This window comes from Belnapia sp., assembly GCF_059504005.1.
In genome coordinates, this window is the sequence record NZ_JCACHU010000158.1 from 39654 (window position 1) to 62681 (window position 23028).

Sequence of the window (23028 nt, forward strand, 5' to 3'; positions counted from 1 at the left end):
GATGCAGAAGGAGCAGACCGCCCCGGCCGGGGCCAGCCGCCAGGCGAATCGCGTGGCGCTGTCGGAGGGGCCGGTGGTGCGGGGGCTGGCGGTGGCCACGGCGCCGCTCGCCATGGCGCTGGTCGTCATGTTCGCCATCCAGCTCGCCGAGGCCTGGCTGACCGGCCTGCTCGGCCCGCATGCGCTGGCGGCGATGGGCTTCGTCATCCCCATCGTGATGACGGTGATGAGCTTCGGCATCGGCCTCGGCGCCGGGGCGACGGCGGTGGTGGCGCGGGCACTCGGCGCGCGGGAGGAGGCGGGGCGGCTCTCGCTGCATGCGCTGCTGCTCGCCGCCGGCGTGGCGCTCGGCCTCGCCCTGCCCTGCTGGCTGGGGGCGGAGACGCTGCTGCGCTGGCTCGGGGCGGAGGGCGAGACGCGGCTGCTGGCGCTCGGCTACCTGCGGGTCTGGCTGCTCGGCGCGGTGCCGCTGCTGACGGGGATGGTGGCACTCGGCATCGCCCGCGCGGCGGGGGACATGCGCTTCGGCGGCTCGGCGCTGGCAGGGGCAGGCATCCTCGGCTTCCTGCTCGACTGGCCACTGGCCTTCGGCCTGCCGGGGGTGGTGCCGGGGCTCGGCCTGCCGGGGCTGGCGGCGGCGGCCGGCCTCGCCTGGACGGCGATGCTCCTGGCCTCGCTCCGGCGGCTGCGCCAACTCGGGCTGCTGACGGTGGAGGGCACCCTGCTGGGCGGCTTCGCGGCCTCGACGCGTCGGGTGCTGCGGGTCGGACTGCCGGCGGCGGGGACGAATGCGATCATCCCCGTCGCCAACGGACTCTTCACCGCCATGCTGGCGGTGCAGGGGAGCGCGGCAGTGGCCGGCTTCGGCCTCGGCTCGCGGGTGGAGAGCCTGGCGCTGACGGCGCTCTTCGCCCTCTCGGCCGTGGCCAATCCCTTCGCCGCGCAGAATGCCGGGGCGGGCCGGCCGGACCGGCTGCGGACGGGGATGCAGGCGGCCATGGGCTTCTGCCTGGCCTATGGGCTGGCGGTGGCGCTGCCGCTGGTGGTGGCGGCGCCTTTCATCGCGATGCTCTTCACCGGCGACCCGGCGGTGGCGAGCTCGACCGCGCTCTACCTCCGCATCCTGCCCTGGGGCTACGGGGCGATCGGGGCCATCGCGGTGGCCTGCGCCGCCTTCAACGGGCTGGACCAGCCGATGGTGGCGGTGGCCATCTCGCTGGTGCGGACCTTCGTGCTGGGGGTGCCGCTGGCCTGGCTCGGCGGCCGCCTCGGGGGCGAGGCGGGGACCTTCGCCGGGCTGCTGATCGGCAATCTCGGCGCCGGGGCGCTGGCCGCGGGGTTGCTGCTGCGGGCAACGGCGCAGCAGCCGCTGGCGGCGAAGGCTGCGTGACGGCCGGTCAGCGGCGGCCGGTCCAGCGGCCGGTCGGGGCCTCGGGCGTGACGAGGCCGCCGCCGTCGAAGGCGCGATCCAGGGGATCGGCCGGCATCACGGCGAGCTGGGCGCCACCGGCATACTCCGTCCCCACCATCCCGCCGCCCGCATAGGCCCGGTCCGCCGCGGCGACGGCGCCGCCCCCGTAATCCGGCATGCCGAGCCGCGGCGCGATGCTGGCGACGTAGCGCATCGTCTCGTCCGGCAGGATGCGCGCGCCGGCGAGGAAGTCCGCCACCCGGTCCGGCCCGGCATTGTAGGCGGCGAGGAAGGCGGGGGCGCCGAAGCGGTCATGCATCTCCCGCAGATAGGCGGCGCCGGCGAGGATGTTGTCGCGCGGCGCAAAGGGGTCGGGGCCGAGCCCGTAGCGCGGCCGCAGGATGTCGTAGGTGCGCGGCATCACCTGCATCAGCCCCATGGCGCCGACCGGGGAGGTGATCGGCAGCCCGTCCGCGCCGGTCAGCCGCCCGCCGCTCTCCTGGCGCATCACCTCGCGGATCCAGCGCTCCGGCAGGCCGAAGCGCGCCGCGGCCTCGCGGATATCGGGGCCCCAGGGGTCGTCCGGCGTGCCGGGGGCGGCATAGGCCGGCGCCGCGAGGGCGCGGTAGCCCCGTGCCTCGGCCTGGGAGGCGGCGAGGTCGTAGCCGTAGTCGCCATTGCCGTCATAGCCGCGCCGCCCGTCCCAGACCGCCGCCCGATGCCCGCCCGCGCAGCCGCCGAGCGCCAGCAGAAGCAGAAGCCACACCGCCCGCATGCCCATGGTCCCGTCCCGATCCCGTCCTGCCCGGCCCGGGTTCAGACGCGGGACGTGACGCCATCGGACAGGATAGCCGGGGAACCCATGCCGGCGCCAAGCCTGCCGTGCCCCTCGGCAGCGTCCTGCCATCCGCCCGCTTGAGAAATCGGCGAGCACGCGCCGGCGCCCCGGATCGCCGCAGACCAGGGGGCTCAGCCCGTGCTTTGATGCCCCGGTCCCGGCGAGAAGAACCAAGGAGACGAGCCATGTCGACCACCGCGCCAGCGCCTGAGGGAAGCCCCGCCGCCACCCAACGCCCGCCCTTCGACACCGGGCGGCTCGACCGGCTGCTGGCCGAGGCGGATGTCGATGCCCTCGTCACCACCTCCCGCCAGGCCTCGCAATACATGCTGGGCGGCTACAGCTTCCCCTTCTTCGACCACCGCGACTCCATCGGCCTCAGCCGCTACCTGCCGGTGATGGTCTATGTGCCGGGCAAGCCGGAGCTCACCGCCTATATCGCCCACCGGCTGGAGAAGCATGAGAAGCAGCTCGGCCGCTTCTGGACGCCGGTGGTCGAGACCGTCTCCGGCAGCACGACCGATGCGGTGGGGCATGCGGTGCAGCACCTCCGGCGGATCGGCATCCCGCTGCGGCGGATCGGGGTGGAGCCGGCCTTCCTGCCCTCCGACGCCGCCGAGGTGCTGCGCGACGGGCTGCCGAATGCGGCGCTGGTCGATGTGGCGCAGCCGCTCGAGCGGCTGCGGGCGCGGAAGAGCCCGGCGGAGCTCGCCCTGCTGCGCGAGGCCTCCGAGCGCGTGGTCGCCTCCATGCTCGCCACCTTCGCCGCCTGCGAGCCGGGCGTCACCAAGGCGGAGCTGGTGGAGCGGCTGCGGCGGGAGGAGGTGCAGCGCGGCCTCACCTTCGAATACTGCCTCATCACCGCCGGGACCGGGCTGAACCGCGCCGCCTCCGACCAGAAGATCGCGCCGGGCGACATCATCTCGCTCGATTCGGGCGGGCGCTATCGCGGCTATATCGGCGACCTCTGCCGCATGGGCGTGGTGGGCGAGCCGGATGCGGAACTGGCCGAGCTGCTGGCCGAGGTCGAGTCCATCCAGCAGGCCGCGCGGCGCATGGTGCGGGCCGGCGTCCCGGGCGGCGAGGTGCAGGCGGCGGGGGAGCGGGCGGCGGCGGCCTCGCCGCATGCGGAGCACATCGAGTTCCTCGCCCATGGCATGGGGCTGGTGCAGCACGAGGCGCCCTGGCTGACCGCGACCGGGCCCATCGCCTACCAGGCGCATGACCTGGAGCGGCCGCTCGAGGCCGACATGGTGCTCTCGGTCGAGACGACGCTGCTGCATCCGCGCCGCGGCTTCATCAAGCTCGAGGACACGGTCGCCGTGACCGAGGGCGGCCACGAGCCGATGGGCGATGCCGGGCGCGGGTGGAACCGCACCGGGCGCTGAGCGCGGCTCAGCCCGGCGCGAGCGGCGAGCGCTCGTACTGGGCGAGGAGGTCGGCCGGGTCGCGGTAGAGGGCGATGCAGCCGGCCTCCCGCAGCACCGCCTCGGGGAAGCCGCCGCAGAGCAGGCCGACGCAGCGCAGCCCGGCCTTGCCGGCGGCCTCCGCATCGTAAGGCGAGTCGCCGACCACGATGGCCGCCTCGGCCGGCAGCGGCTTCAGCTTGGCGAGCGCGGCCTCGAAGATGTCGGGGGAGGGCTTGGAGCTCTCAGCATCGTCGGCGCTGGTGGCGCCGTCGAGCAGGTCGCCGATCCGGGCGATCTCCTTGTAGCGCTCCAGCTCCTCGCCCTTGGCGGAGCTGGCGAGAAGGATGCGCTGGCCCTCGCCGCGCAGCCGCTCGAACAGGGGGCGGACGCCGGGAAAGGCGCGGGCGCGGCCGATATACTCCTGCATGAAGAGCGCGCTGCGGGCCTCGGCGATGGCCTTGCCCTCGCGCTCCACCACCTCGGGCGGCAGGAAGGCGGGCATCAGCTGGTCGCTGCCCTTGCCGATCTGGCCGCGGATCGCGGCCTCCGGCACCGCATGGCCGAAGCGGCGGAAGGCCTCGGCCCAGGAGGCGGCGTGAAAGTCGTTGGTGTCGACGAGCGTTCCGTCGACGTCGAAGATCACGGCCTTGGTCATGGGGTGCGTCCCGTCCTGCTGCGGGGCGCAACCCTGTGGCCGGGCCGCAAGTTCCCCGCTCAGGCGCGGGGAAGCGTCACGCCCCGCTGGCCCTGGTACTTGCCGTGCCGGTCGCGGTAGGAGGTCTCGCAGACCTCGTCGGATTCAAGGAACAGCACCTGCGCCACGCCCTCATTGGCGTAGATCTTGGCCGGCAGGTTGGTGGTGTTGGAGAATTCCAGCGTCACCTGCCCTTCCCATTCCGGCTCGAAGGGCGTGACGTTCACGATGATGCCGCAGCGGGCATAGGTCGACTTCGACAGGCAGATCGTCAGCACGTTGCGGGGGATGCGGAAATACTCGACCGTCGCCGCGAGGGCGAAGGAGTTGGGCGGGATGATGCACTCGTCGCCCTCGAAGTCGACGAAGCTGCGCGGGTCGAAGCTCTTCGGGTCGACCATCGCCGAGTAGACATTGGTGAAGATCTTGAACTGGCGCGAGCAGCGGATGTCGTAGCCATAGGAGGACAGGCCGTAGGAGATCACCCGGCGGCCCTCGACCTCGCGCACCTGGCCCGGCTCGAAGGGCTCGATCATCCCTTCCGTCTCGGCCATGCGGCGGATCCAGCGGTCGTTCTTGATGCTCATGCCGAAAGGTCCCGGGCCGAGGCGTATGGAGGGCCTTCCCTCTAGCGGAATGCAGCGGTTCGGCGAAGGGCTCAGTCGGCCTTGTCATCCGAGGCCGGCGGAGGGGCCGGCGCCTCCTCCCGGCCACGGGCCTGGGCCTTGCGGCGGCGGAGATTGGCGCGGAGGGCGGCGGCGAGGCGGGCCTCCCGCTCGGCGCGGGCGCGGTCCGCGGGGGTTTGCGGCGGGTCGGGCGGGGGCTGGGCCATGGCGGGCGGAAGGTGTGCGCTGCCCGCCATGGCGGTCAAGGCTCAGGCGACGGTCAGCGTGACGTCGATGTTGTTGCGCGTCGCGTTGGAGTAGGGGCAGACCTGATGCGCCTTTTGGACCAGCGCCTCCGCCTCGTCGCGCGGCAGGCCGGGCAGGGCGATGGTGAGGCCGATCTCGAGGCCGAAGCCACCCTCGGAGCGCGGCCCGATGCCGACCTGCGCCGTGACCGTCGTCTCCGCCGGGACCTTGCGGCCGCCCTGGGAGGCGACGAATTTCATCGCGCCGAGGAAGCAGGCCGAGTAGCCGGCGGCGAAGAGCTGCTCCGGGTTGTTGCCGGCCCCGCCTGCGCCGCCGAGCTCCTTCGGCGTGGCGAGGCGCAGGTCGAGGCTGCCATCGGCGGTGGCGGCATGGCCGTCGCGGCCGCCGGTGGCTTCGGTGCGGTAGAGGACGTTCACGGACAACGGCGGCTCCTGTTGCCTTGGGACGAGATATAGTTTGCCCGCGATCTGTTGGGGCACGATTGCCCAAGCAGCACGGCCGCCAGGCATTCCTTGGGACGCGATCGCTTGGTGCGCGATCTATCTTGCCCGGTGGAGGACCCGATGGCGGATGACCCCCTGAGCCTGAAGAATTTCGCCTGCTTCGCCATCCACTCGGCCGGGCATGCGCTGGGCCGCGCCTACAAGCCGCTGCTGGACCGGCTGGGCCTGACCTACCCGCAGTACCTGGTCATGGTGGCGCTGTGGGAGGAGGAGGGGGTGACGCTCAACGCCCTTGGCGAGCGGCTCTTCCTCGATTCCAGCACGCTCACCCCGCTGCTGAAGCGGCTCGAGGCGCAGGGCCTGTTGCACCGGCAGCGCGACCCGGCGAATGAGCGGCAGCTCCGCATCACCCTCACCGGGCGGGGCCGGGCGCTGCGCGAGGAGGCCGCGGAGGTCCCGGCCTGCATGCAGGCGGCGAGCGGAATGACGGTGGAGGAGCTCCGCCACCTCCGCGACGAGGCGGGCCGCCTGCGCGACGCCTTGCTGCGCGCCTGAGGCGCCTCACCGCGCCTTCGCCGCCCCCCGCGGCACCTCCCGCCGCAGCGAGGCCGGCCGGCCGAACAGGTCGATCATGGCCGGGAAGACGACGAGGATGAAGACCGGCAGCAGCGTCGTGCCGCCGACCACCACCACCGCCAGCGGCTTCTGCAGGTCGGAGCCGATGCCCGTCGCCACCGCCGCCGGCAGCAGCCCGACCATGGCGGCGAGGCAGGTCATCATCACCGGCCGCATCCGGTCCACCCCGGCCTGGTCGAGCGCCTGGCGCCAGGGCATCCCCTCGTCCCGCAACCCGTGGAAATGCGAGAGCAGGATGATGCCCTCCATCACCGTGATGCCGAAGAGGGCGAGGAAGCCGATCGCCGCCGGGACGCTGAAGTTGAGCCCCATCGCGTCGAGCGCCGTGACGCCGCCGATGCAGGAGAGCGGCAGGAGGCCGAAGATCAGCATCGCATCCCGCAAGCTGCCGAACTGGACGTAGAGCAGCACCGCGATCAGGGCGAGGGCGATGGGCACCACCACCTTCAGCCGGGCGATGGCGTCCTGCAGGTTGCGGAACTCACCGACCCATTCCAGCCGGTAGCCGGGCGGCAGGGCCACATGGGCGGCGACGCGCTCCTGCGCCTCCTCCACCGCGCTCTGCGGGTCCCGCCCGCGGACGCTGAACTTCACCGGCACGTAGCGGCTGGCATCCTCGCGGTAGATGTAGCTGGCGCCGGAGACCAGGCGGATATCCGCCACGTCGCGCAGCGTCGCCCCGGATTGCGGGCTGATGGGGATGCGGCCGATGGCGTCCAGGCTGTCGCGGTACTGCGCATCGACGCGGACGATGAGTGGGAAGTTGCGGTCGCCGCCATCCTCGTAGAGCCGCGCCGCCTCCTGCCCGCCGATGGCGGCCTGGATCACCTGGTTGATGTCGCTGACGGCAAGCCCGTATCGCGCCGCCCGCGCCCGGTCGATGCGGATGGAGACGGTGGGCTGGCCGAGGGTGCGGAAGGCGGCGAGGTCGGCGATGCCCTCTACCTGCGCCATCTGCTGCCGCACCTCCTCGGCGAGGCGGGCGAGCACGTCGAGCTCCGGCCCGATCACCTTCAGCGCATTGGCGCCCTTCACGCCGGAGGAGGCCTCCTGCACGTTGTCGGAGATGTACTGGGAGAAGTTGAAGTCGACGCCGACGAAGTCCCGTTGCAGTCGCGCCTGGACGGCGGCGACCAGCGCATCCTTGGTCTTCGCCGTCCGCCACTGGTCCATCGGCCGCAGGGGGACGAAGAACTCGGCGTTGAAGAAGCCGGCGCTGTCCGTGCCGTCATCCGGCCGGCCCTGCTGGGAGGTGACGGTGATGACCTCGGGGAACTCCATCAGGATGGCGCGCATGCGGTTCACCGCCGCATTGCCCTCGGCGAGGGAGATGGTGGCCGGCATGGTGGCGCGCATCCAGATGCTGCCCTCCTCCAGCGTGGGGAGGAACTCGCCGCCCATCCGGCCGAACTGGACGACGGCGCCGCCCAGCAGCAGGAGGGAGACGGCGATGGTCGCCAGCCGGCGCCGCATGGCCAGCGCATGCAGCCGTTCATGCGCATGGGCCATCCAGCGGACGATCGGCATCACCTTCTCCTCCGTGTCGTCGCGGAAGAGGGCGCCGGCCAGCGCCGGGGCCACGGTGAAGGTGGCCAGCAGCGCGCCGCCGATGGCATAGGCGTAGGTCTTGGCCATCGGGCCGAAGATGCGGCCCTCGATCCCGCCCATGGTGAAGAGCGGGATGAAGGCGGCGACGATGATGAGCGCCGAGAAGAAGATGGCGGTGCTGACCTCGCCGCCCGCCCGCAGCACCACCAGCGGCACGCCCGAGAGGCCGCGCGGGGCGGCGACCGGATGCGGCAGCCGCCCGTGGCGGAACTGCGCCTTGTGGAGGTGGAGGTGGCGGTAGACATTCTCCACCAGGATCACCGTGGCGTCGACCAGCAGGCCGAAGTCGAGGCTGCCGAGGGACAGCAGGTTGGCGCTCTCGCCCCGCAGCAGCATGGTGATGACGGCGACGAAGAAGGCGAAGGGGATGGTCGCCCCGACCACGATGGCGCCGCGCAGGTCGCCGAGGAAGAGCCACTGGATGAAGACCACCAGGGCGATGCCCATGATGATGTTCTTGACCACATGGTGGGTGGTGACGTCGACCAGCTCCTTCCGGTCATAGATCGTGACGATGTGGACGCCGGGTGGCAGGACGCCGCCGGCATTGATCTCGTGCACCTCCCGCTCCACCGCGCGGATGGTCGGCAGGGTCTGCTCGCCGCGGCGCATCAGGACGACGCCCATGACGACATCGTCATCCGCCTCCTGCCCGGCGATGCCGAGGCGCGGCAGGTTGCCGACCTCCACCCGCGCCACGTCCGAGAGCAGAATGGGCACGCCGTTGGAGGAGCCAAGCACCACGTTCCGCACGTCGTCCATGCTGCGGATCAGGCCGACGCCCTGCACCACGGCGGATTGGGGGCCGATATCGATGATGCCGGCGCCCGTCGTCGCATCGCCGTTGCCGATCGCCTGGACCACGGTGGGCAGGGAGAGGCCGTAGGCGTTCAGCTTCGGCAGGTCGACGATGACGTTGTAGGACTTGGTCGGGCCGCCATAGGCCGTGACGTCCACCACGCCGGGCACGCGCTTGAAGCGGCGCTGCAGCACCCTGTCCTGCAGCACGCGGAGGTCGGTCAGCGAGAAGCCCGGGGGACCCAAGATGCGGTAGCGCAGGATCTCGCCGATCGGGCTCCAGGGGCTGATGCTCGGCTGCACGCCCGAGGGCAGGGTGATCTGGCCGAGCCGGTTCAGCACCTGCTGCAGCGACTGCTCGTAGTTGTAGGCGAAGGTGAACTGCGCCGAGACCACCGAGAGGCCGAAGAGCGATGTGGAGCGCACCTTGGAGAGGTTCGGCATCCCCGACAGCCCGACCTCGATCGGGATGGTGATGTAGCGCTCGATCTCCTCGGCGCTCTGCCCGGCATTCTGGGTGATGACGACGACGGTCGGCGGCACCGGGTCCGGATAGGCCTCGATGTTGAGCTGCCGGAAGCCGGCGAAGCCCAGGCCCAGGAAGGCGAGGAAGAGCAGGATCACCAGGGCCCGTTTCTCGAGGGCGAAGGCAACGATGTGGCGCATGGCGGATCCTCAGCGGGCACGCGCCCGGGCGATGGCTCGACGGAAGCTGCGTGGGGTTCCGGCGTGGCGGATGGTTTCGCATACGCAGCATTACCGGGGCCGGCGGCGCCGGCTTAATCCGGCGCCATGCGGCGCGGGCGGCGGCTTACGGCTTGGCCATCTGGCATGGCAGTCTGGCCGGCACCCATGCCTTCCATCCCCCTCCCGCTGCGCCGGGGCGCGCTTGCCGCGCTCGGCGCGCCCGCCCTCGCCATGGGGGCGACCTTCCTCGCCTTCGGGGCGGCGGTGGCGGCGGCCGGGCGGGGGATGGGCTGGGCGCTTGGCGCCTCGCTGCTGGTCTATGGCATGGCGGGGCAGCTGGTGCTGCTGCAGGCGGGGGGCGTGGCGCCGGCGGCGCTTGGCGCGACCATCGCCAACGCGCGCTTCCTGCCGATGGCCCTGGCGCTGGCGCCCTGGCTCGGCGGCGGGGCGCGGCGCTGGCTGGCGCTGCCCTTCATCGCCATCACCCCCTGGGCGGCCGCCATGCGGGCGCTGCCGGGCCTGCCGGCCGGCGAAAGGCTGGGCTGGTTCCTCGGCTTCGCCCTGGCCTCCTGGGTCGTGGCGGGGCTGGCGACGGCGGCGGGCCATGCGGCGGCGCCGCTGCTGAGTCCCGTGCTGCTGGCGGCGCTGCTCTTCACCAACCCGCTCTACTTCGCCCTGCTGCTGGCCGCGGAGCTGCGGCTGCCGGCACCGCGGCGGGCGATCCTGGCCGGGGTGGTGGTGGCGCCCGTTGCCCTCTGGCTGCCGCCGGCCTGGGGGCTGCTCGGGGCCGGGCTGCTGGGCGGGACGCTCGCCTTCCTCCTCGGGCTACGGCGTGGCGGAGGCTGACCTCGCCTTGCTGCTGGCGGCGGCGGCGATGCTGCTGCTGCGCGGCCTCGGGCTGCTGGTCGCCGGGGCGCTGCGGCCGGACCACCCGCTGATCGCCTGGGCGGCGGCGGTCTCGCAGGCGACGCTCGCCGCTTTCGTCACGCTGGCGGTCGCGGTGCCGGGTGGGGCCGTGGCCGGGCTGCCATGGCCGGCGCGGCTGGCCGGGCTCGCGGCCGGGCTGCTGGCGCATCGGCTGCTCGGCGGGCGGCTGCTGCCGGCGCTCGGCCTCGGGACGGCGGCGCTGCTGGCGGTGCGCTGGGCGCTACAATAGGCCGAGGGCGCGCAACTCGGCGCGCAGGCGCTCCGGCATGGCCTCGGCCCCCTCGCCCTCGATGCCGGCGACGACATCGGGCGGCGCGACCTCCGGCTCCAGGTAGCGCCAGCCCTGGAAGGGCTTCACTGGCCGGGCGGCGACGGGGACCAGCTCCGGGTCCAGCACCAGCCCGGCGCAGCGGGAGCCATCGTCCCACTCCTCCTCGATGATGTCGATGATGCGCTGGCGCACCTGCACGAAGCCGGCGACGACCCAATAGATCGAGCCGCCGGCGAGGATCTCGGCGGCGCGCTTCGGCATCATCCGGGTCTGGTGGCGGAGCGGCGGCTCGGCCACCGCCCGCCGCGCCTGGATGGCGCGGAGCTGCCCTACATCCTTGGGGCCGACCGAGAGCTTGATGAGGTGGAGCACGCCCCCGGATGTACCGCGCCGGGGGCGCGCCGCAATCGCTGTTACTGTGTCGTATCGAGCGCCGCGGTGCGGGCCGGGGCGCTGGTCTGGCGGAGCTGCGGGTCGACGCAGCCGGCGGCGACGGGGCGCCAGTCCATCGTCCGGCACTGGCGGCCGGCCTGGCAGTAGCCGACGATCTGGCCCCGCGTGTTCACCAGCGTGCTCACCGAGCAGGGGCGGGCGGCGAGGGTCGGGTGGATGTCCAGCTGCTCCCAGGAAAGGGCAGGGCCGGACATGGAGACCTGGCGGACCGCGGCCAGCTCGGCCTCGGCCTGAGGGTCAGCCTTGGACATGGCGCAGCCGGCGAGGACAAGCGCCGGCAACAGGAGTAGGAGACGCATCCTTCCTCATTCCTCAAGCACAGGTGGATCGGGCCGGGCCTTGGGCAACCCATGGGCCGGCCTGCGAGGATGTAGAAGAAGAACCGGAACTGGTGTCGGAACTATCCCGTGTTGTGACGAAACCGTGTCAGCTTTACTTGGACAGAGGTTCAAGGCAGCGAATATTCTACTGCAAGGCGATAGCGCTTACCGGCCCACGCTGTTCTCCAACACGCCGACCCGCTCCACCTCCACCTCGATCCGGTCGCCTGGGACGAGCCAGCGCGGCGGATTGCGGGTGGCGCCGCTGCCCTCGGGCGAGCCGGTGGCGACCACGTCGCCCGGCAGCAGCGGCGTCACCGCCGAGAGATAGGCGATGATGGCGGGGATGCCGAAGAACATCCGGTCGAGCCCGGTGCGTTGTACCTCCTCCCCGTTCAGCCGCGTCACCAGGGTGAGGGAAGCCGGGTCGCCCACCTCGTCGGCGGTCACCAGCCAGGGGCCGAAGCCGCCGGAGCGGGCGAAATTCTTCCCCGCCCAGACGCTGTGCTTCTGGAAGTCGCGCACGGATCCGTCGTTCAGGCAGGCATAGCCGAAGACATGGCCGAGCGCCCGCTCCGGCAGGATGCCGGCGCCGCCGCGGCCGATGACGAAGGCGAGCTCGCCCTCGTAGTCGAACTGGCCCGACGCCGCCGGCGCCTGCAGCACCGCCTTGTGCGGTACCAGCGTCTCGGCCGGCTTCTGGAAGATGGCGGGGAATTCCGGGCCGCTGACCACGCCGCCGGTCGGGTGGACCTTCGGGTAGTTGGCGCCGACGCAGAAGATGCGCCGCGCCTGCGGGATCGGCTCCAGATAGGTGATCCCGGCGAGGGCGTGGCGCGGGCCGGGTGCGGCGAGCGCCGCTTGCGCTTCCGCCAGCGCGTCCGCCTCGATCAGGGAGAGCAGGCTCGGGAAGCGCGCGCCGAGCCGGCTGGTGAGGTCAATCACTGCATCGCCCTCGACCGCGCCGAAGCGCGCCTCGCCGCCGATCGCGAAGCTGATGAGCTTCATCCGCCGCCCCTCCCCTGGCTCATGCCGCATCATCGGTGGCGCCCGGCAGGGCCGCAAGCGGGGCTTCGGCACGGCTGCGATCAGGTCGTTGCGGGGCTACCGGGCTTGGGGCAAGCTCCCCGCATGGCCCGCAGAGGCCGGCAGGAGGAATCCAGGATGTGTCCAGGGGAGTCGCGCGCGTGACGCCGACCGAGATCAGCAATCCCGACTACTTCCACAAGGTCGTCGATTGCCAATGGGCCTGCCCGGCCCACACGCCCGTGCCGGAATACATTCGGTTGATCGCCGCGGGCCGCTATTCCGATGCCTATATGGTCAACTGGCACTCCAACGTCTTTCCCGGCGTGCTCGGCCGCACCTGCGACCGCCCCTGCGAGCCGGCCTGCCGGCGCGGGCGCGTCGAGGAGGAGCCGGTGGCGATCTGCCGCCTCAAGCGCGTCGCCGCCGACAATAAGGAGGATGTGCTGGCGCGGATGCCGCCCATCCCTGCCGTCGGCAACGGCAAGCGCATCGCCTGCATCGGCGCCGGGCCGGCGAGCCTGACCGTCGCGCGGGACCTCGCGCCGCTCGGCTACGAGGTGCATGTCTATGACGAGCAGTCGAAGGGCGGCGGCTTCATCCGCAGCCAGATCCCGCGCTTCCGCCTGCCGGAAAGCGTGATCGACGAGGAGGTCGGCTACATCACCGGCCGCGGCGGCGTCGTCACCCATTACGACCAGCGAGTCGGCAGCCTGCGGGCGCTGCTGGCGGAGGGATACGATGCCGTCTTCGTCGGCGCCGGCGCGCCGCGCGGGCGGGACCTCGATGTGCCAGGCAGGCGCGAGGCCGCGGCCAATATCCATATCGGCATCGACTGGCTCTCCTCCGTCTCCTTTGGCCATGTCGAGAGCGTGGGCCGGCGGGTGATCGTCCTCGGGGGGGGCAACACGGCGATGGATTGCTGCCGCTCCGCCCGCCGCCTCGGCGGCGAGGAGGTGACGGTCGTCGTCCGCTCCGGCTTCGAGGAGATGAAGGCGAGCCCTTGGGAGAAGGAGGATGCGCTGAAGGAGGGCATCCCCATCCGCAACTTCCTCGTGCCGAAGCAGGTGCTGCACGAGGATGGCCGCCTCACCGGCATGGTCTTCGAGCCGGTCAAGGCCGAGCGCGACGCCAAGGGCCGCCGCCAGCTCGTCCCCTCCGGCGAGCCGGATGTGGTGATCGAGGCGGATGACGTGCTGGTCGCCATCGGCCAGGAGAACGCATTCCCCTGGATCGAGGGCGATCTCGGCATCGAATTCGACCGCTGGGGCCTGCCGAAGCTCGACGAGGCGACGCTGCAATCGACCCGGCCGGAGGTCTTCTTCGGTGGCGATGCGGCCTTCGGGCCGAAGAACATCATCTGGGCGGTGGCGCATGGCCACCAGGCGGCGGTCTCCATCGACCTCTTCTGCCGCGGCGAGGACGTGGCGCAGCGGCCGCCGCCGGATGTGCGCATCGCCAGCCAGAAGATGGGCATCCATGAGTGGAGCTACGACAACGGCGTCTCGCTCGACCTCCGCTTCAAGGTGCCGCATGCCGAGAACGAGGTGGCGCTGCGCGATATCAAGACCGAGGTGGAGCTCGGCTATGACCGGGAGCTTGCCTTCAAGGAGGCGCAGCGCTGCCTGAATTGCGACGTGCAGACCGTCTTCACCGCGAAGCTCTGCATCGAATGCGATGCCTGCGTCGATATCTGCCCGGTCGACTGCATCACCTTCACCGAGAATGGCGAGGAGGCCGAGCTGCGCGACCGGCTGAAGATGCCGGCGCTCAACCTCGAGCAGGCGATCTATGTCGCGGACGGCCTCAAGACCGGCCGCGTCATGGCCAAGGACGAGGATGTCTGCCTGCATTGCGGCATGTGCGCCGAGCGCTGCCCGACCGGCGCCTGGGACATGCAGAAATTCCTCCTCGATAGCGCGAAGCCCAAGGCTGAAAGGGTGCACGCATGCGCAGCCCGGTGACTGCGATCAACGACTTCGTCGTCAAATTCGCCAATGTCAACGGCTCGGGCTCGGCCAGCGCCAACCAGCTCTTCGCCAAGGCGATCCTGCGCATGGGCATCCCCATCGCCTCGCGCAACATCTTCCCGAGCAACATCCAGGGCCTGCCCACCTGGTTCGAGGTGCGCGTCTCAGGCGAGGGGCATCTCGGCCGGCGCGGCGGCGTGGACCTGATGGTGGCGATGAACCCGCAGACCTGGGACCGCGACCTCGCCGAGATCGACCCGGGCGGCTACCTCTTCTACGACAGCACCCGGCCGATGCCGCAGAGCCGCTTCCGCGACGACGTGCATGTCATCGGCGTGCCGCTGACCGAGATGTGCAACGCCGCCTATACGGATGCGCGGCAGCGGCAGCTGTTCAAGAACATCATGTATGTCGGCGCGCTCTCGGCCCTGCTGCAGATCGACCCGGCGGTGGTGGAGACGCTGCTCTCCGAACAGTACAAGGGCAAGGAGAAGCTCGCCAAGCCGAACCAGGACGCCTTCCATATGGGGCGCGACTGGGCGCTGGCGAACCTCGCCTGCCCGATCGGGCTGACGCTGGAGCGGGCCGACAAGGTCGGCAACCGCATCTATGTCGACGGCAACAGTGCGGCCGGGCTCGGCGCCGTCTATGGCGGCGCGACGGTCTGCGCCTGGTACCCGATCACGCCCTCGACCTCGCTGGCCGAGGGGTTCGAGCGCTATGCGAAGAAGTTCCGCACCGACCCGGACGGGCGCAAGCGCTACGCCATCGTCCAGGCGGAGGACGAGCTGGCCTCCATCGGCATCGTCATCGGCGCCGCCTGGAACGGGGCGCGGGCCTTCACCGCGACCTCGGGCCCGGGCATCTCGCTGATGCAGGAATTCGTTGGCCTCTCCTACTTCGCCGAGATTCCCTCGGTGATCTTCGACGTGCAGCGCGCCGGGCCGAGCACGGGCATGCCGACGCGCACCCAGCAATCGGACGTGCTGGCGGCTGCCTATGCCAGCCATGGCGACACCAAGCATGTCGTGCTCTTCCCCGAGGACCCGCATGAGTGCTTCGCCTTCGGCGCCGATGCCTTCGACCTCGCCGACCGGCTGCAGCAGCCGGTCTTCGTGCTGCTCGACCTCGATATCGGGATGAACGACTGGCTCTGCGAGCCCTTCGCCTGGAACGACAACCGACGGATGGACCGCGGCAAGGTGATGACGGCGGAGGAGCTGGAGGCCGGGCGCGTCTTCGGCCGCTACCTCGATGCGGATGGCGACGGCATCCCCTACCGCACCTATCCGGGCACGCACCCAGACAAGGGCGCCTTCTTCACGCGGGGAACCTCGCGCGACCGCTTCGCCAAATACACCGAGGTCGGCGCCGCCTATGTCGACAACATGCAGCGCCTGCTGCAGAAATTCGAGACGGCGAAGTCCCTCGTCCCTCGCCCGGTGCTGCGCCAGGCGAAGGAGCCGACGCGGACCGGCGTGATCTACTATGGCAGCTCCTCCGCCGCCATGAAGGAGGCGCTGTCGGCGCTGGAGGCGGAGGGCATCCATGCCGATGCGCTGCGCATCCGCGCCTTCCCCTTCCACCAGGATGTCGAGGACTTCATCGCCGCCCACGACCAGGTCTTCGTCGTGGAGCAGAACCGCGACGCCCAGCTCCGCACCCTGCTGATGAACGAGTGCAGCATCGCACCCCAGCAGCTCATCCCCGTGCTGCACTATGACGGGACGCCGATCACCGCGCGCTTCATCCGCGCCGCCGTCGGCGACAAGGTGCTGGCCCAGATCCTTCCCTTCGCCGGAGCAGCCGCGGAATGAGCTTCCTTCCCAAACCCAAGCTGCACCACCCGAAGCTGCCGACCAACGCGCTCGGCTATACCCGGCGCGACTATGAGGGGGCGATCAGCACCCTCTGCGCCGGCTGCGGGCATGACAGCATCAGCGCCGCCATCATCCAAGCCTGCTTCGAGCTGGATATCGAGCCGCATCGCGTCGCCAAGATGTCCGGCATCGGCTGCTCGTCCAAGACGCCGGATTACTTCCTCGGTGCCTCGCACGGCTTCAACTCGGTCCATGGCCGGATGCCGAGCGTGCTGACCGGCGCCAACCTCGCCAACCGGGAGCTGCTCTATCTCGGCGTCTCGGGCGATGGCGACAGCGCCTCGATCGGCTTCGGCCAGTTCGCCCACAGCATCCGCCGCGGCGTGAACATGACCTATATCGTCGAGAACAACGGCGTCTACGGCCTGACGAAGGGCCAGTTTTCGGCGACCTCGGACAAGGGCTCCAAGGCCAAGAAGGGCACGGTCAACACCGACGAGGCGATCGACCTCGTCGGCATCGCGCTGCAGCTCGGCGCCACCTATGTCGCGCGCAGCTTCTCGGGCGACAAGAACCAGCTCGTGCCCCTCATCAAAGGGGCGATGCGGCATGACGGGCCGGCCTTCATCGACTGCATCAGCCCCTGCGTCGCCTTCAACAACCACGAGGGCTCGACCAAGAGCTACGACTTCGTCCGCGAGCACAACGAGGCGATGAACCGCCTCGATGTCATCACCGGCCGCCAGCCCATCACCACCGACTACGCGCCGGGCGAGGTGCGGGAGGTGGAGCAGCATGACGGCTCCATCCTCCGCCTCCGCAAGCTCCACGCGGAGTACGACCCGACCGACCGTGTCGCCGCCATGCACCACCTGCATGAGCGGCAGGCGGCCGGCGAGATCGTCACCGGCCTGCTCTTCATCGACCCGGAGCCGCACGACCTGCACGCCAACCTCGGCACCGTCGCACGGCCCCTCAACCGGCTGGGGGATGCGGCCCTGGTGCCGGGGGTGGCGGCGCTCGAGGCCATCAACGCGGCCTTGCGCTAGAGCAAACTCCGATCAGGTGGAAACACCTGATCGGAGTAACTTGCTCGGCCAAACAGTAGATCAGAGCGGCTTCCGTGAGCCAGTGCGAACGGAAACCGCTCGAGGCGCCTCGGTCAGCGGCGGGTCACGCAGCCCGTCTTGACGAAGGCCTCCTCGGCAGCGGTCAGCCGTTCGCCTTGCTGGAAGCGGAACAGGGCGCGGCTGCAACTCGGGTCGATGCGCGGCTTCGCGGCGGCCTGACGCAGCGGCGGCGGGGGCGGGGGCGCAGGGGGCGGCGTTGCAATGTCAGGCTCCTCCGCCACCGGCTCGGGCGGGGGCGCCTCCGCGGCCGGAGGCGGCGGCTCCGCAGGGCGGATGACCGGCAGTTCCACCCGCTCGATCGGCGGCAGGCTTCGCGCAACCGGCGGCTCGGGTGCGGGTGCGGCCGCGGGTGTGGGCGCTGGCGGCGGCATGGCGGCCAGCACCGGCACAGGCTCGAGGGCGGGCTTGGGGGCGGCTGCCAGGGGCGGCGGGCTGGCCGGCGTCGGGGCCGGCGCCGCAGGCAGCAGGGCGATGCCGATGGCCAGGCAACAGGCCAGCACCACGCCGCCGCCGATCCAGCGCGAGCGGCGCCGGCGCGGCGCAGGGGCCTCATCCTCTTCCTCTGCTTCGGCGGGTGGGGCGATTGCGGGGGCTGCGGCGCGCGGGCGGCCGGGCACCTCCCAGGCAGGGTCCCTGGCCAGGGCCGCCTGCACCGCGCCGATCCAGCCCTCCGGTCCGCCCAGGCCGAGCGGCGGCAGCGCGTCGAACCCCTCGGCCAGCATGCTCGCAAGGGTGCGCAGCATCATCGGGTCCACCCGCCCGTGCCATACGGGCAGCGTACCTGGGCAGCGCTCCTGGAAGCCCGCGGCCTCCAAGGTCCGGCGCAGCCTGGCCTCGGCATTCGGCGTTGCATTGGGGATAAGGTCGATCAGCGCCAGTCCCACCGTGGGATGGGCGAGCGCCAGGCACCCCATGCCGACCCCCGCCGGCCCGCCAAGGCCGAGGCGACAGCGCCCCACCGCCCGCCAGCCGGGCGGCAGGGCAGCCAGCAATCGCTGCTCCGGCCCAGCCCGGGATGCCAAAGGGTCCACCTGCGCCACCTGGTCCACGGCCGCTCCTCTCCGTCCCATTCAGGAAACGACAGAGGGATTGATCGGTTGCGCGGGCGGCGAGGGAACTGTTCCGCCTGTTGCAGATTGGTCGCTACAAATCCGCCCGCCAGACCCAAAGCCCGGCCAGCAACCCGACCAGGGCGGCGGGAAGCAGGGCGGCGGCGGGCCCGGCGCCCAGGTCCCGCGCCAGCGCCGCCCAGAGCACCGCGACGCCGATGCCGACCGCGATGCCGCCGATCAGCGAGGCACGGGAGGTCTTGATCTGCCCGCCATCCAGCGGCCTGAGCGCGGCCATCGCCCTACTCCGCCGCCGCCAGCCGCGGCTTGCCGGCCTGCGGGTCGTCCGTGCCGTGCCGCACCCGCTTCAGGTCCGCCCGGCGATGGGTCGCGTCATAGCCGTTCAGCAAATGCCCGAGCAGCCCGCGCCGGAGGTCGCTGGTGCCGAAGAACCAGTCCGCGATCGGGTAGGTGAGGTTGAAATTCCGCTCCATCATGATGGCCGTGTCGTGATGCGCGGCGTGGTGGCGGCGGATGGTGTTGATGAAGGGGATGTGCCGGACGATCCGGTCGTCCTTCACGTGGCAGCAGAAGTGGAAGAGCTCGTAGTTCAGGTAGAGCGCCGTGTTGGTGATCAGCAGCAGCCAGCCCGCATCCGGCAGGCCGATGGCGCGCAGCAGCAGCGCCGGCACCAGCGACAGCGCCAGGAAGGTGACCAGCGCATAGGGCGGGAAGAAAACGATGCGGAAGTCCCGCGCATCGTCGATGGTGTATTCCGTCTCGGTGAAGAACTGGTGGTGCGCCAGCGTGTGCCGCTTGTAGATGCCCATGAAGCCACGCAGCGGCCGGTGCATCACGTATTTATGGATCCACCATTCGAAGATGTTGGCGCCGAGGAAGGCAGCGGGCACCACCAGCCATTCGTACCAGGCCGGCGAGCCGACCTGCCGCGCCGCATACCAGATGGCCGCGCCGCCGATCGCGTAGATCAGCGCCACATGCGCCCAGCCATGATAGAGCCGGCCGATCTTGGCCCGGAAATCCGCCCGGAAGGCCTGCTGCCGGCGCGACAGGCGCTCGCGCCGCAGCGCATCGCTCGAAGGGCTGTCTGGCATGCCGTTCCTCCGCCTGTTGCTGATATATCAGCACGTGGCGGCGGCGCCGGTCAAGGCGTGGGCATCGAGGCGTGCCTATCAAGGCTCGGGCCCGACCGTCGCCCGGGTGAAGCTCTCGATGTAGTCGATCAGCATGTCGGAGGCGGCGGCCGCCGCCTCCGCCTGGCCATCGGCGATGCTGCGGGCCAGCCGCGCATGCGCGGCCGCCGCCTCCGGCAGGCCGGCGCTGCGGCGCCAGTGGATGAACCAGAAGCGGCGCGAGAGCCCGTGCATCAGCGCCATGGCGGCGGCCGCGAATTCATTGTGCGCGGCATCCAGCAGCAGCAGGTTCAGCTCGCGGTCGAGGCGGAGGAAGGCGGTCTCGTCACTCGTCGCCGCCGCCACCTCCATCGCATCGGCGATGGCGCGCAGCCGGGCGCGCTGCGCGGCATCGGCGCGGCGGGCCGAGGCGCGGGCGGTCAGCCGCTCGATCTCCCGCCGCACCTCCAGCAGCCGCAGCTGCTCGCGGATGTCGACCGGCGCGACGACGATGCCCCGCCGCGGCAGGATGCGCACCAGCCGCTCGCGCGCCAGGCGCTGCAGCGCCTCCCGCACCGGCGTCCGGCCGAAGCCGGTCCTGGCGGAGAGCTGCGCCTCGCTCACCACCTCGCCCGGCTGGAGGGCAAGGGTGACGATCGCCTCCTCGATGCTGCGATAGGCCTGTTCCGTCATGGTCGCCGCAGCATCGGCAGCGATGCCGCGCCGATGACGGAGCGAGGGAGCGCGGCGGGGCGGGGCGTGGTCGGGCATGGGGTCAGGATCTCAGTGGCATGTCATGACGATGGCCAGCCCGGTTGACACGGAGCGTCCGCCCGGCAACACTGCATGTGAGAGATATATCAAGCCACATATCAGCGGCAGCCTCACAGACCGTCGAATGCGTCATTGGTATATCCGCCCTGCGGAAAGCCGGGTTTAGGGAGGGTAGTCCAGCGGGTCGAGCGCGCGACTGACGGCGGTATCGTCGGTCGCGCGTTCCCTTGCGCCCTGCATAGCGCGTAACCTAGAGGCAGGACAGGGCCGCATCGATATCCTCGGAGGTCAGCAGCCAGGCATTGTCGAGCCGGGCCACGACCTCGCGCATGAAGGCCTCGGTCAGCGCCAGGGCCCGCTGCGGGTCGCCGAGATGGTCCGCCAGCAGGGCGAGCGCCAGCTGGCGCGGCCCGTCGCCCTCATAGGTCCATTCATAGCCCATGGCCGAGAAGCGGCGGAGGTCGAAGCGCGGGTCGAGCGGCGCGCCGTCGACCGTGACCTCTGCCCCGGCCAGGCCACGGCCGCCCTCGTAGATCTTCGCCATCGCATCCTGCCCCGTGCGCAGGCGGGATGCTACGCCATCGCCGACTGATATGTCATGCGCTGCACCGCACCAGCCCGTCGACGGCAAGACAGCCCCAGTCGCCGCAGATCAGCGGGTTGACCTCCGCCTCCTCGACGCGCGGCCCGGCCTCCGCCACCAGCACGGAGAAGGCGGAGACCGCCTGCGCCACGGCCGGGATGTCAGCGCGCGGGCCGCCGCGGAAGCCGTCGAGCAGCGGGAAGCCCTTCAGGCTCCGCAGCATCTCCTCCGCCCGCTCGGGGCTGACCGGGGCGAGGTCGAGCGCCACGTCGCGCCAAAGCTCCGCCTGCACCCCGCCGGTGCCAACCAGGACGAGCGGGCCGAACTGCCCGTCCCGCCGGGCGCCGAGGATCAGCTCCACCCCCGGGCGGGACATGCGCTGGATCAGCACGCCGTCGAGCCGGGCTTCCGGCGCCTTCTGCCTTGCCGAGGCCATGATGGCGCCGAAGGCCGCCTCCACCGCCGCCCGGTCGGCCAGGTTCAGCTTCACGCCGCCCACTTCCGTCTTGTGGGCGATGTCCGGGCTGTCGAGCTTCAGCACCACGGGGAAGCCGAGCGCCGCCGCCGCCTCGGCGGCTTCGGCGGCGCTTGCGGCACGGCGCTCCTCGACCACCGGCACGCCGGCCTTGGCGAAGAGCGCCTTGGCCTCCGCCTCCATCAGCACCACCTCGCCGGCGGGCAGGCCAGCGAGTGCCGCCTCGAGGCCGTGCGGCCGCGCCGGCGTGCCGGCCGGCTTCCGCCCGTGATACTCGAGCCAGAGCCGCACCGCATTCATCAGCCGCCGCATGGAGCGGAAGAGGATGAGCTCCGGCACCGAATCCGCGGCGACGGCGCCCGGCCCCTCGAGCTGCTCCGGGATCCAGGCGATCAGCAGCGGCTTGCCGAATTTCGGCGCATAGGGGCGGAGCTGCTCCATCCGCAGCTGGGTCGAGGCATGGTGGGAGTAGACCACCGGCATCACCGCGCAGCCATATTGCGGGTCGCTGAGCATCGCCTCCATGCAGGCATCGTAGCTGGACGGGTCGCTCGCCACCTGCGCGGTGAGGTCGCAGGGATTGCGCGGCGCGCCGAAATCCGGGATGGCGGCCCGCAGCACCGCCTCGGTCTCCGGCCGCGGCTGCGGCATGGCGAGGCCGAGCGCCTCGGCATGGTCGGCCGCCATGATGCCGGCGCCCCCCGAGGGGGTGATGATGGCAACGCCCGGCGCCGTCGGCGGCGGCGCCTTGGCGAACATCCCGGCCGTTTCCAGCAGCGCGTCGAAATCCTCGACCTCGACCATGCCGGCGCGGCGGAAGGCGGCCGACCAGGCGGCGGCGCTGCCGGCGAGCGAGCCGGTGTGCGACACGGCCGCCGCCGCCCCCGCCTCGCCGCGCCCGAGCTTCAGCACGACGATCGGCTTGCCCACCTGCCGCGCCGCCTCGCCGAGCAGCGCCAGCCGCCGCCCGTCGCGCAGCCCCTCCACCGCCAGCGCCACCGCGCGGCATTCCGGCATGGAGAGCTGGTAGGCGGCGAGGTCACAGACATCGAGGTCGGTCGCATTGCCCGCCGTCGTCATGTGGCAGACGGAGAAGCCGCGCTCGGCGGCCTGCATCAGCGCATAGCCGAGCGCGCCGGACTGGCTGGTGATGGCGACGCCGCCGGGCGGCGCCGTCAGCCGCCCGTATTCCGGCATGAAGGTGACGCCCGCCTTCAGCACATGGTCGACGATGCCGAGGCAATTGACGCCGACGAGGGGCATGTTCGCCGCGCGGCAGCGGTCGCGCAGCGCCTCCTCCTCCGCGACGCGGTCGGCGAGGCCGGTCTCGCCATACCCGGACGCGAAGGCGATGATGCCGCCCGCGCCCTTGGCGATGCAGGCCTCGACGGCCGGCATGATGCCGGTGCGCGGCAGGGCCAGCAGCACGCAATCCGGCGCCTCGGGCAGGTCGGCGATGCTGCCGAGGCAGGGGAAGCCGTGCAGCTCCTGTCCCGCATATTTCGGGTTCACCGCCCAGACCGGCCCGTCGAAGCCGCGCATGTTGCCGATGCTGCGGGCGCCGAAGCCGACCGGGTCGGCCGAGACGCCGACCACGGCGACGCTGCGGGGGGAGAGCAGGCGGCGCAGGCTGGCGGGGTCGCGCAGGGGTTCCGGCCCGGCGCGGCCATCCGTGACGTGGTGCTGCAAGCGTCCCTCCCG

At 71.4% G+C, this 23028-nt stretch carries 23 protein-coding genes; 8 read left to right on the plus strand and 15 right to left on the minus strand.

Annotation, left to right across the window (positions count from 1 at the left end):
* Position 1 precedes the first annotated feature (1 nt).
* Positions 2 to 1390 carry an MATE family efflux transporter gene (locus tag AC5JJ1_RS24570; protein ID WP_495787746.1) on the plus strand — a complete coding sequence of 463 codons (1389 nt, stop codon included), beginning with the start codon at positions 2 to 4 and terminating at the stop codon, positions 1388 to 1390.
* 7 nt (positions 1391 to 1397) lie between these two features.
* Here the strand turns inward: AC5JJ1_RS24570 and AC5JJ1_RS24575 are convergent, their stop codons facing one another.
* On the minus strand, positions 1398 to 2177 hold the full coding sequence (locus AC5JJ1_RS24575; protein WP_495787747.1) for a lytic transglycosylase domain-containing protein: 780 nt from the start codon (positions 2175 to 2177) through the stop codon (positions 1398 to 1400).
* A 257-nt stretch (positions 2178 to 2434) separates the two neighbouring features.
* On the opposite strand from AC5JJ1_RS24575, the gene AC5JJ1_RS24580 reads away from it, so the two are divergent.
* The gene (locus AC5JJ1_RS24580; protein WP_495787748.1) at positions 2435 to 3637 is read left to right on the plus strand and encodes a M24 family metallopeptidase; all 1203 of its coding nucleotides are present in this window, start codon (positions 2435 to 2437) and stop codon (positions 3635 to 3637) included.
* A gap of 7 nt (positions 3638 to 3644) precedes the next feature.
* On the opposite strand, the gene AC5JJ1_RS24585 is transcribed toward AC5JJ1_RS24580, so the two are convergent.
* The 4 genes from AC5JJ1_RS24585 to AC5JJ1_RS24600 all read right to left on the minus strand — a co-directional run bounded on the left by AC5JJ1_RS24585 (position 3645) and on the right by AC5JJ1_RS24600 (position 5646).
* Complete coding sequence (locus AC5JJ1_RS24585; protein ID WP_495787749.1) at positions 3645 to 4313, minus strand: HAD family hydrolase; 669 nt, start codon at positions 4311 to 4313, stop codon at positions 3645 to 3647.
* Positions 4314 to 4372: 59 nt separating this feature from the next.
* The gene (dcd, locus tag AC5JJ1_RS24590; protein WP_495787750.1) at positions 4373 to 4939 is read right to left on the minus strand and encodes a dCTP deaminase; all 567 of its coding nucleotides are present in this window, start codon (positions 4937 to 4939) and stop codon (positions 4373 to 4375) included.
* Between the two features lie 71 nt (positions 4940 to 5010).
* Positions 5011 to 5184, minus strand: coding sequence for a hypothetical protein (locus AC5JJ1_RS24595; protein WP_495787751.1), 174 nt, complete (start codon positions 5182 to 5184; stop codon positions 5011 to 5013).
* 42 nt (positions 5185 to 5226) lie between these two features.
* The gene (locus tag AC5JJ1_RS24600) at positions 5227 to 5646 is read right to left on the minus strand and encodes an organic hydroperoxide resistance protein (protein WP_495787752.1); all 420 of its coding nucleotides are present in this window, start codon (positions 5644 to 5646) and stop codon (positions 5227 to 5229) included.
* 141 nt (positions 5647 to 5787) lie between these two features.
* Between AC5JJ1_RS24600 and AC5JJ1_RS24605 the strand changes: the two genes are divergently transcribed.
* Positions 5788 to 6222, plus strand: a complete 435-nt coding sequence (locus AC5JJ1_RS24605) for a MarR family winged helix-turn-helix transcriptional regulator (RefSeq protein WP_495787753.1) — start codon at positions 5788 to 5790, stop codon at positions 6220 to 6222.
* Positions 6223 to 6228: 6 nt separating this feature from the next.
* On the opposite strand, the gene AC5JJ1_RS24610 is transcribed toward AC5JJ1_RS24605, so the two are convergent.
* Positions 6229 to 9375 carry an efflux RND transporter permease subunit gene (locus AC5JJ1_RS24610; RefSeq protein WP_495787754.1) on the minus strand — a complete coding sequence of 1049 codons (3147 nt, stop codon included), beginning with the start codon at positions 9373 to 9375 and terminating at the stop codon, positions 6229 to 6231.
* A gap of 186 nt (positions 9376 to 9561) precedes the next feature.
* Here AC5JJ1_RS24610 and AC5JJ1_RS24615 point away from each other — a divergent pair, with 186 nt between their 5' ends.
* Both AC5JJ1_RS24615 and AC5JJ1_RS24620 read left to right on the plus strand, forming a co-directional pair.
* The gene (locus AC5JJ1_RS24615) at positions 9562 to 10242 is read left to right on the plus strand and encodes an AzlC family ABC transporter permease (protein ID WP_495787755.1); all 681 of its coding nucleotides are present in this window, start codon (positions 9562 to 9564) and stop codon (positions 10240 to 10242) included.
* Entirely contained in the window at positions 10229 to 10552 is a 324-nt protein-coding gene (locus AC5JJ1_RS24620) for a hypothetical protein (RefSeq protein ID WP_495787756.1), read from the plus strand. The genes AC5JJ1_RS24615 and AC5JJ1_RS24620 overlap by 14 nt, the downstream gene beginning before the upstream one ends.
* On the opposite strand, the gene AC5JJ1_RS24625 is transcribed toward AC5JJ1_RS24620, so the two are convergent.
* The 3 genes from AC5JJ1_RS24625 to AC5JJ1_RS24635 all read right to left on the minus strand — a co-directional run bounded on the left by AC5JJ1_RS24625 (position 10544) and on the right by AC5JJ1_RS24635 (position 12375).
* Complete coding sequence (locus AC5JJ1_RS24625; protein ID WP_495787757.1) at positions 10544 to 10966, minus strand: DUF1489 family protein; 423 nt, start codon at positions 10964 to 10966, stop codon at positions 10544 to 10546. The two genes, AC5JJ1_RS24620 and AC5JJ1_RS24625, sit on opposite strands and share 9 nt — an antisense overlap.
* A 41-nt stretch (positions 10967 to 11007) precedes the next feature.
* The gene (locus AC5JJ1_RS24630) at positions 11008 to 11346 is read right to left on the minus strand and encodes a hypothetical protein (RefSeq protein ID WP_495787758.1); all 339 of its coding nucleotides are present in this window, start codon (positions 11344 to 11346) and stop codon (positions 11008 to 11010) included.
* A gap of 186 nt (positions 11347 to 11532) precedes the next feature.
* Complete coding sequence (locus AC5JJ1_RS24635; RefSeq protein WP_495787759.1) at positions 11533 to 12375, minus strand: fumarylacetoacetate hydrolase family protein; 843 nt, start codon at positions 12373 to 12375, stop codon at positions 11533 to 11535.
* A gap of 179 nt (positions 12376 to 12554) precedes the next feature.
* Here AC5JJ1_RS24635 and AC5JJ1_RS24640 point away from each other — a divergent pair, with 179 nt between their 5' ends.
* Genes AC5JJ1_RS24640 through AC5JJ1_RS24650 form a run of 3 tightly spaced genes read left to right on the plus strand, consistent with a single transcriptional unit; the run spans position 12555 to position 17232 of the window.
* Positions 12555 to 14357 (plus strand): FAD-dependent oxidoreductase, encoded by a 1803-nt coding sequence (locus tag AC5JJ1_RS24640; protein WP_495787760.1) that lies wholly within the window; start codon positions 12555 to 12557, stop codon positions 14355 to 14357.
* The gene (locus AC5JJ1_RS24645) at positions 14342 to 16180 is read left to right on the plus strand and encodes a 2-oxoacid:acceptor oxidoreductase subunit alpha (protein WP_495787761.1); all 1839 of its coding nucleotides are present in this window, start codon (positions 14342 to 14344) and stop codon (positions 16178 to 16180) included. The genes AC5JJ1_RS24640 and AC5JJ1_RS24645 overlap by 16 nt, the downstream gene beginning before the upstream one ends.
* Positions 16177 to 17232: a 2-oxoacid:ferredoxin oxidoreductase subunit beta gene (locus AC5JJ1_RS24650; protein WP_495787762.1), complete on the plus strand. Its 1056-nt coding sequence runs from the start codon at positions 16177 to 16179 to the stop codon at positions 17230 to 17232. The genes AC5JJ1_RS24645 and AC5JJ1_RS24650 overlap by 4 nt, the downstream gene beginning before the upstream one ends.
* Positions 17233 to 17345: 113 nt before the next feature.
* Here the strand turns inward: AC5JJ1_RS24650 and AC5JJ1_RS24655 are convergent, their stop codons facing one another.
* The 6 genes from AC5JJ1_RS24655 to AC5JJ1_RS24680 form a co-directional block, all read right to left on the minus strand.
* Positions 17346 to 18362, minus strand: coding sequence for a hypothetical protein (locus AC5JJ1_RS24655; protein WP_495787763.1), 1017 nt, complete (start codon positions 18360 to 18362; stop codon positions 17346 to 17348).
* Positions 18363 to 18456: 94 nt separating this feature from the next.
* Positions 18457 to 18660, minus strand: coding sequence for a hypothetical protein (locus AC5JJ1_RS24660; protein ID WP_495787764.1), 204 nt, complete (start codon positions 18658 to 18660; stop codon positions 18457 to 18459).
* A 4-nt stretch (positions 18661 to 18664) separates the two neighbouring features.
* Positions 18665 to 19477, minus strand: a complete 813-nt coding sequence (locus AC5JJ1_RS24665) for a sterol desaturase family protein (protein WP_495787765.1) — start codon at positions 19475 to 19477, stop codon at positions 18665 to 18667.
* Between the two features lie 78 nt (positions 19478 to 19555).
* On the minus strand, positions 19556 to 20266 hold the full coding sequence (locus AC5JJ1_RS24670; RefSeq protein ID WP_495787766.1) for a GntR family transcriptional regulator: 711 nt from the start codon (positions 20264 to 20266) through the stop codon (positions 19556 to 19558).
* Positions 20267 to 20519: 253 nt separating this feature from the next.
* The gene (locus tag AC5JJ1_RS24675) at positions 20520 to 20813 is read right to left on the minus strand and encodes a DUF6166 domain-containing protein (RefSeq protein ID WP_495787767.1); all 294 of its coding nucleotides are present in this window, start codon (positions 20811 to 20813) and stop codon (positions 20520 to 20522) included.
* A gap of 52 nt (positions 20814 to 20865) precedes the next feature.
* Positions 20866 to 23016, minus strand: a complete 2151-nt coding sequence (locus AC5JJ1_RS24680; RefSeq protein ID WP_495787768.1) for an acetate--CoA ligase family protein — start codon at positions 23014 to 23016, stop codon at positions 20866 to 20868.
* Between the last annotated feature and the right edge of the window lie 12 nt (positions 23017 to 23028).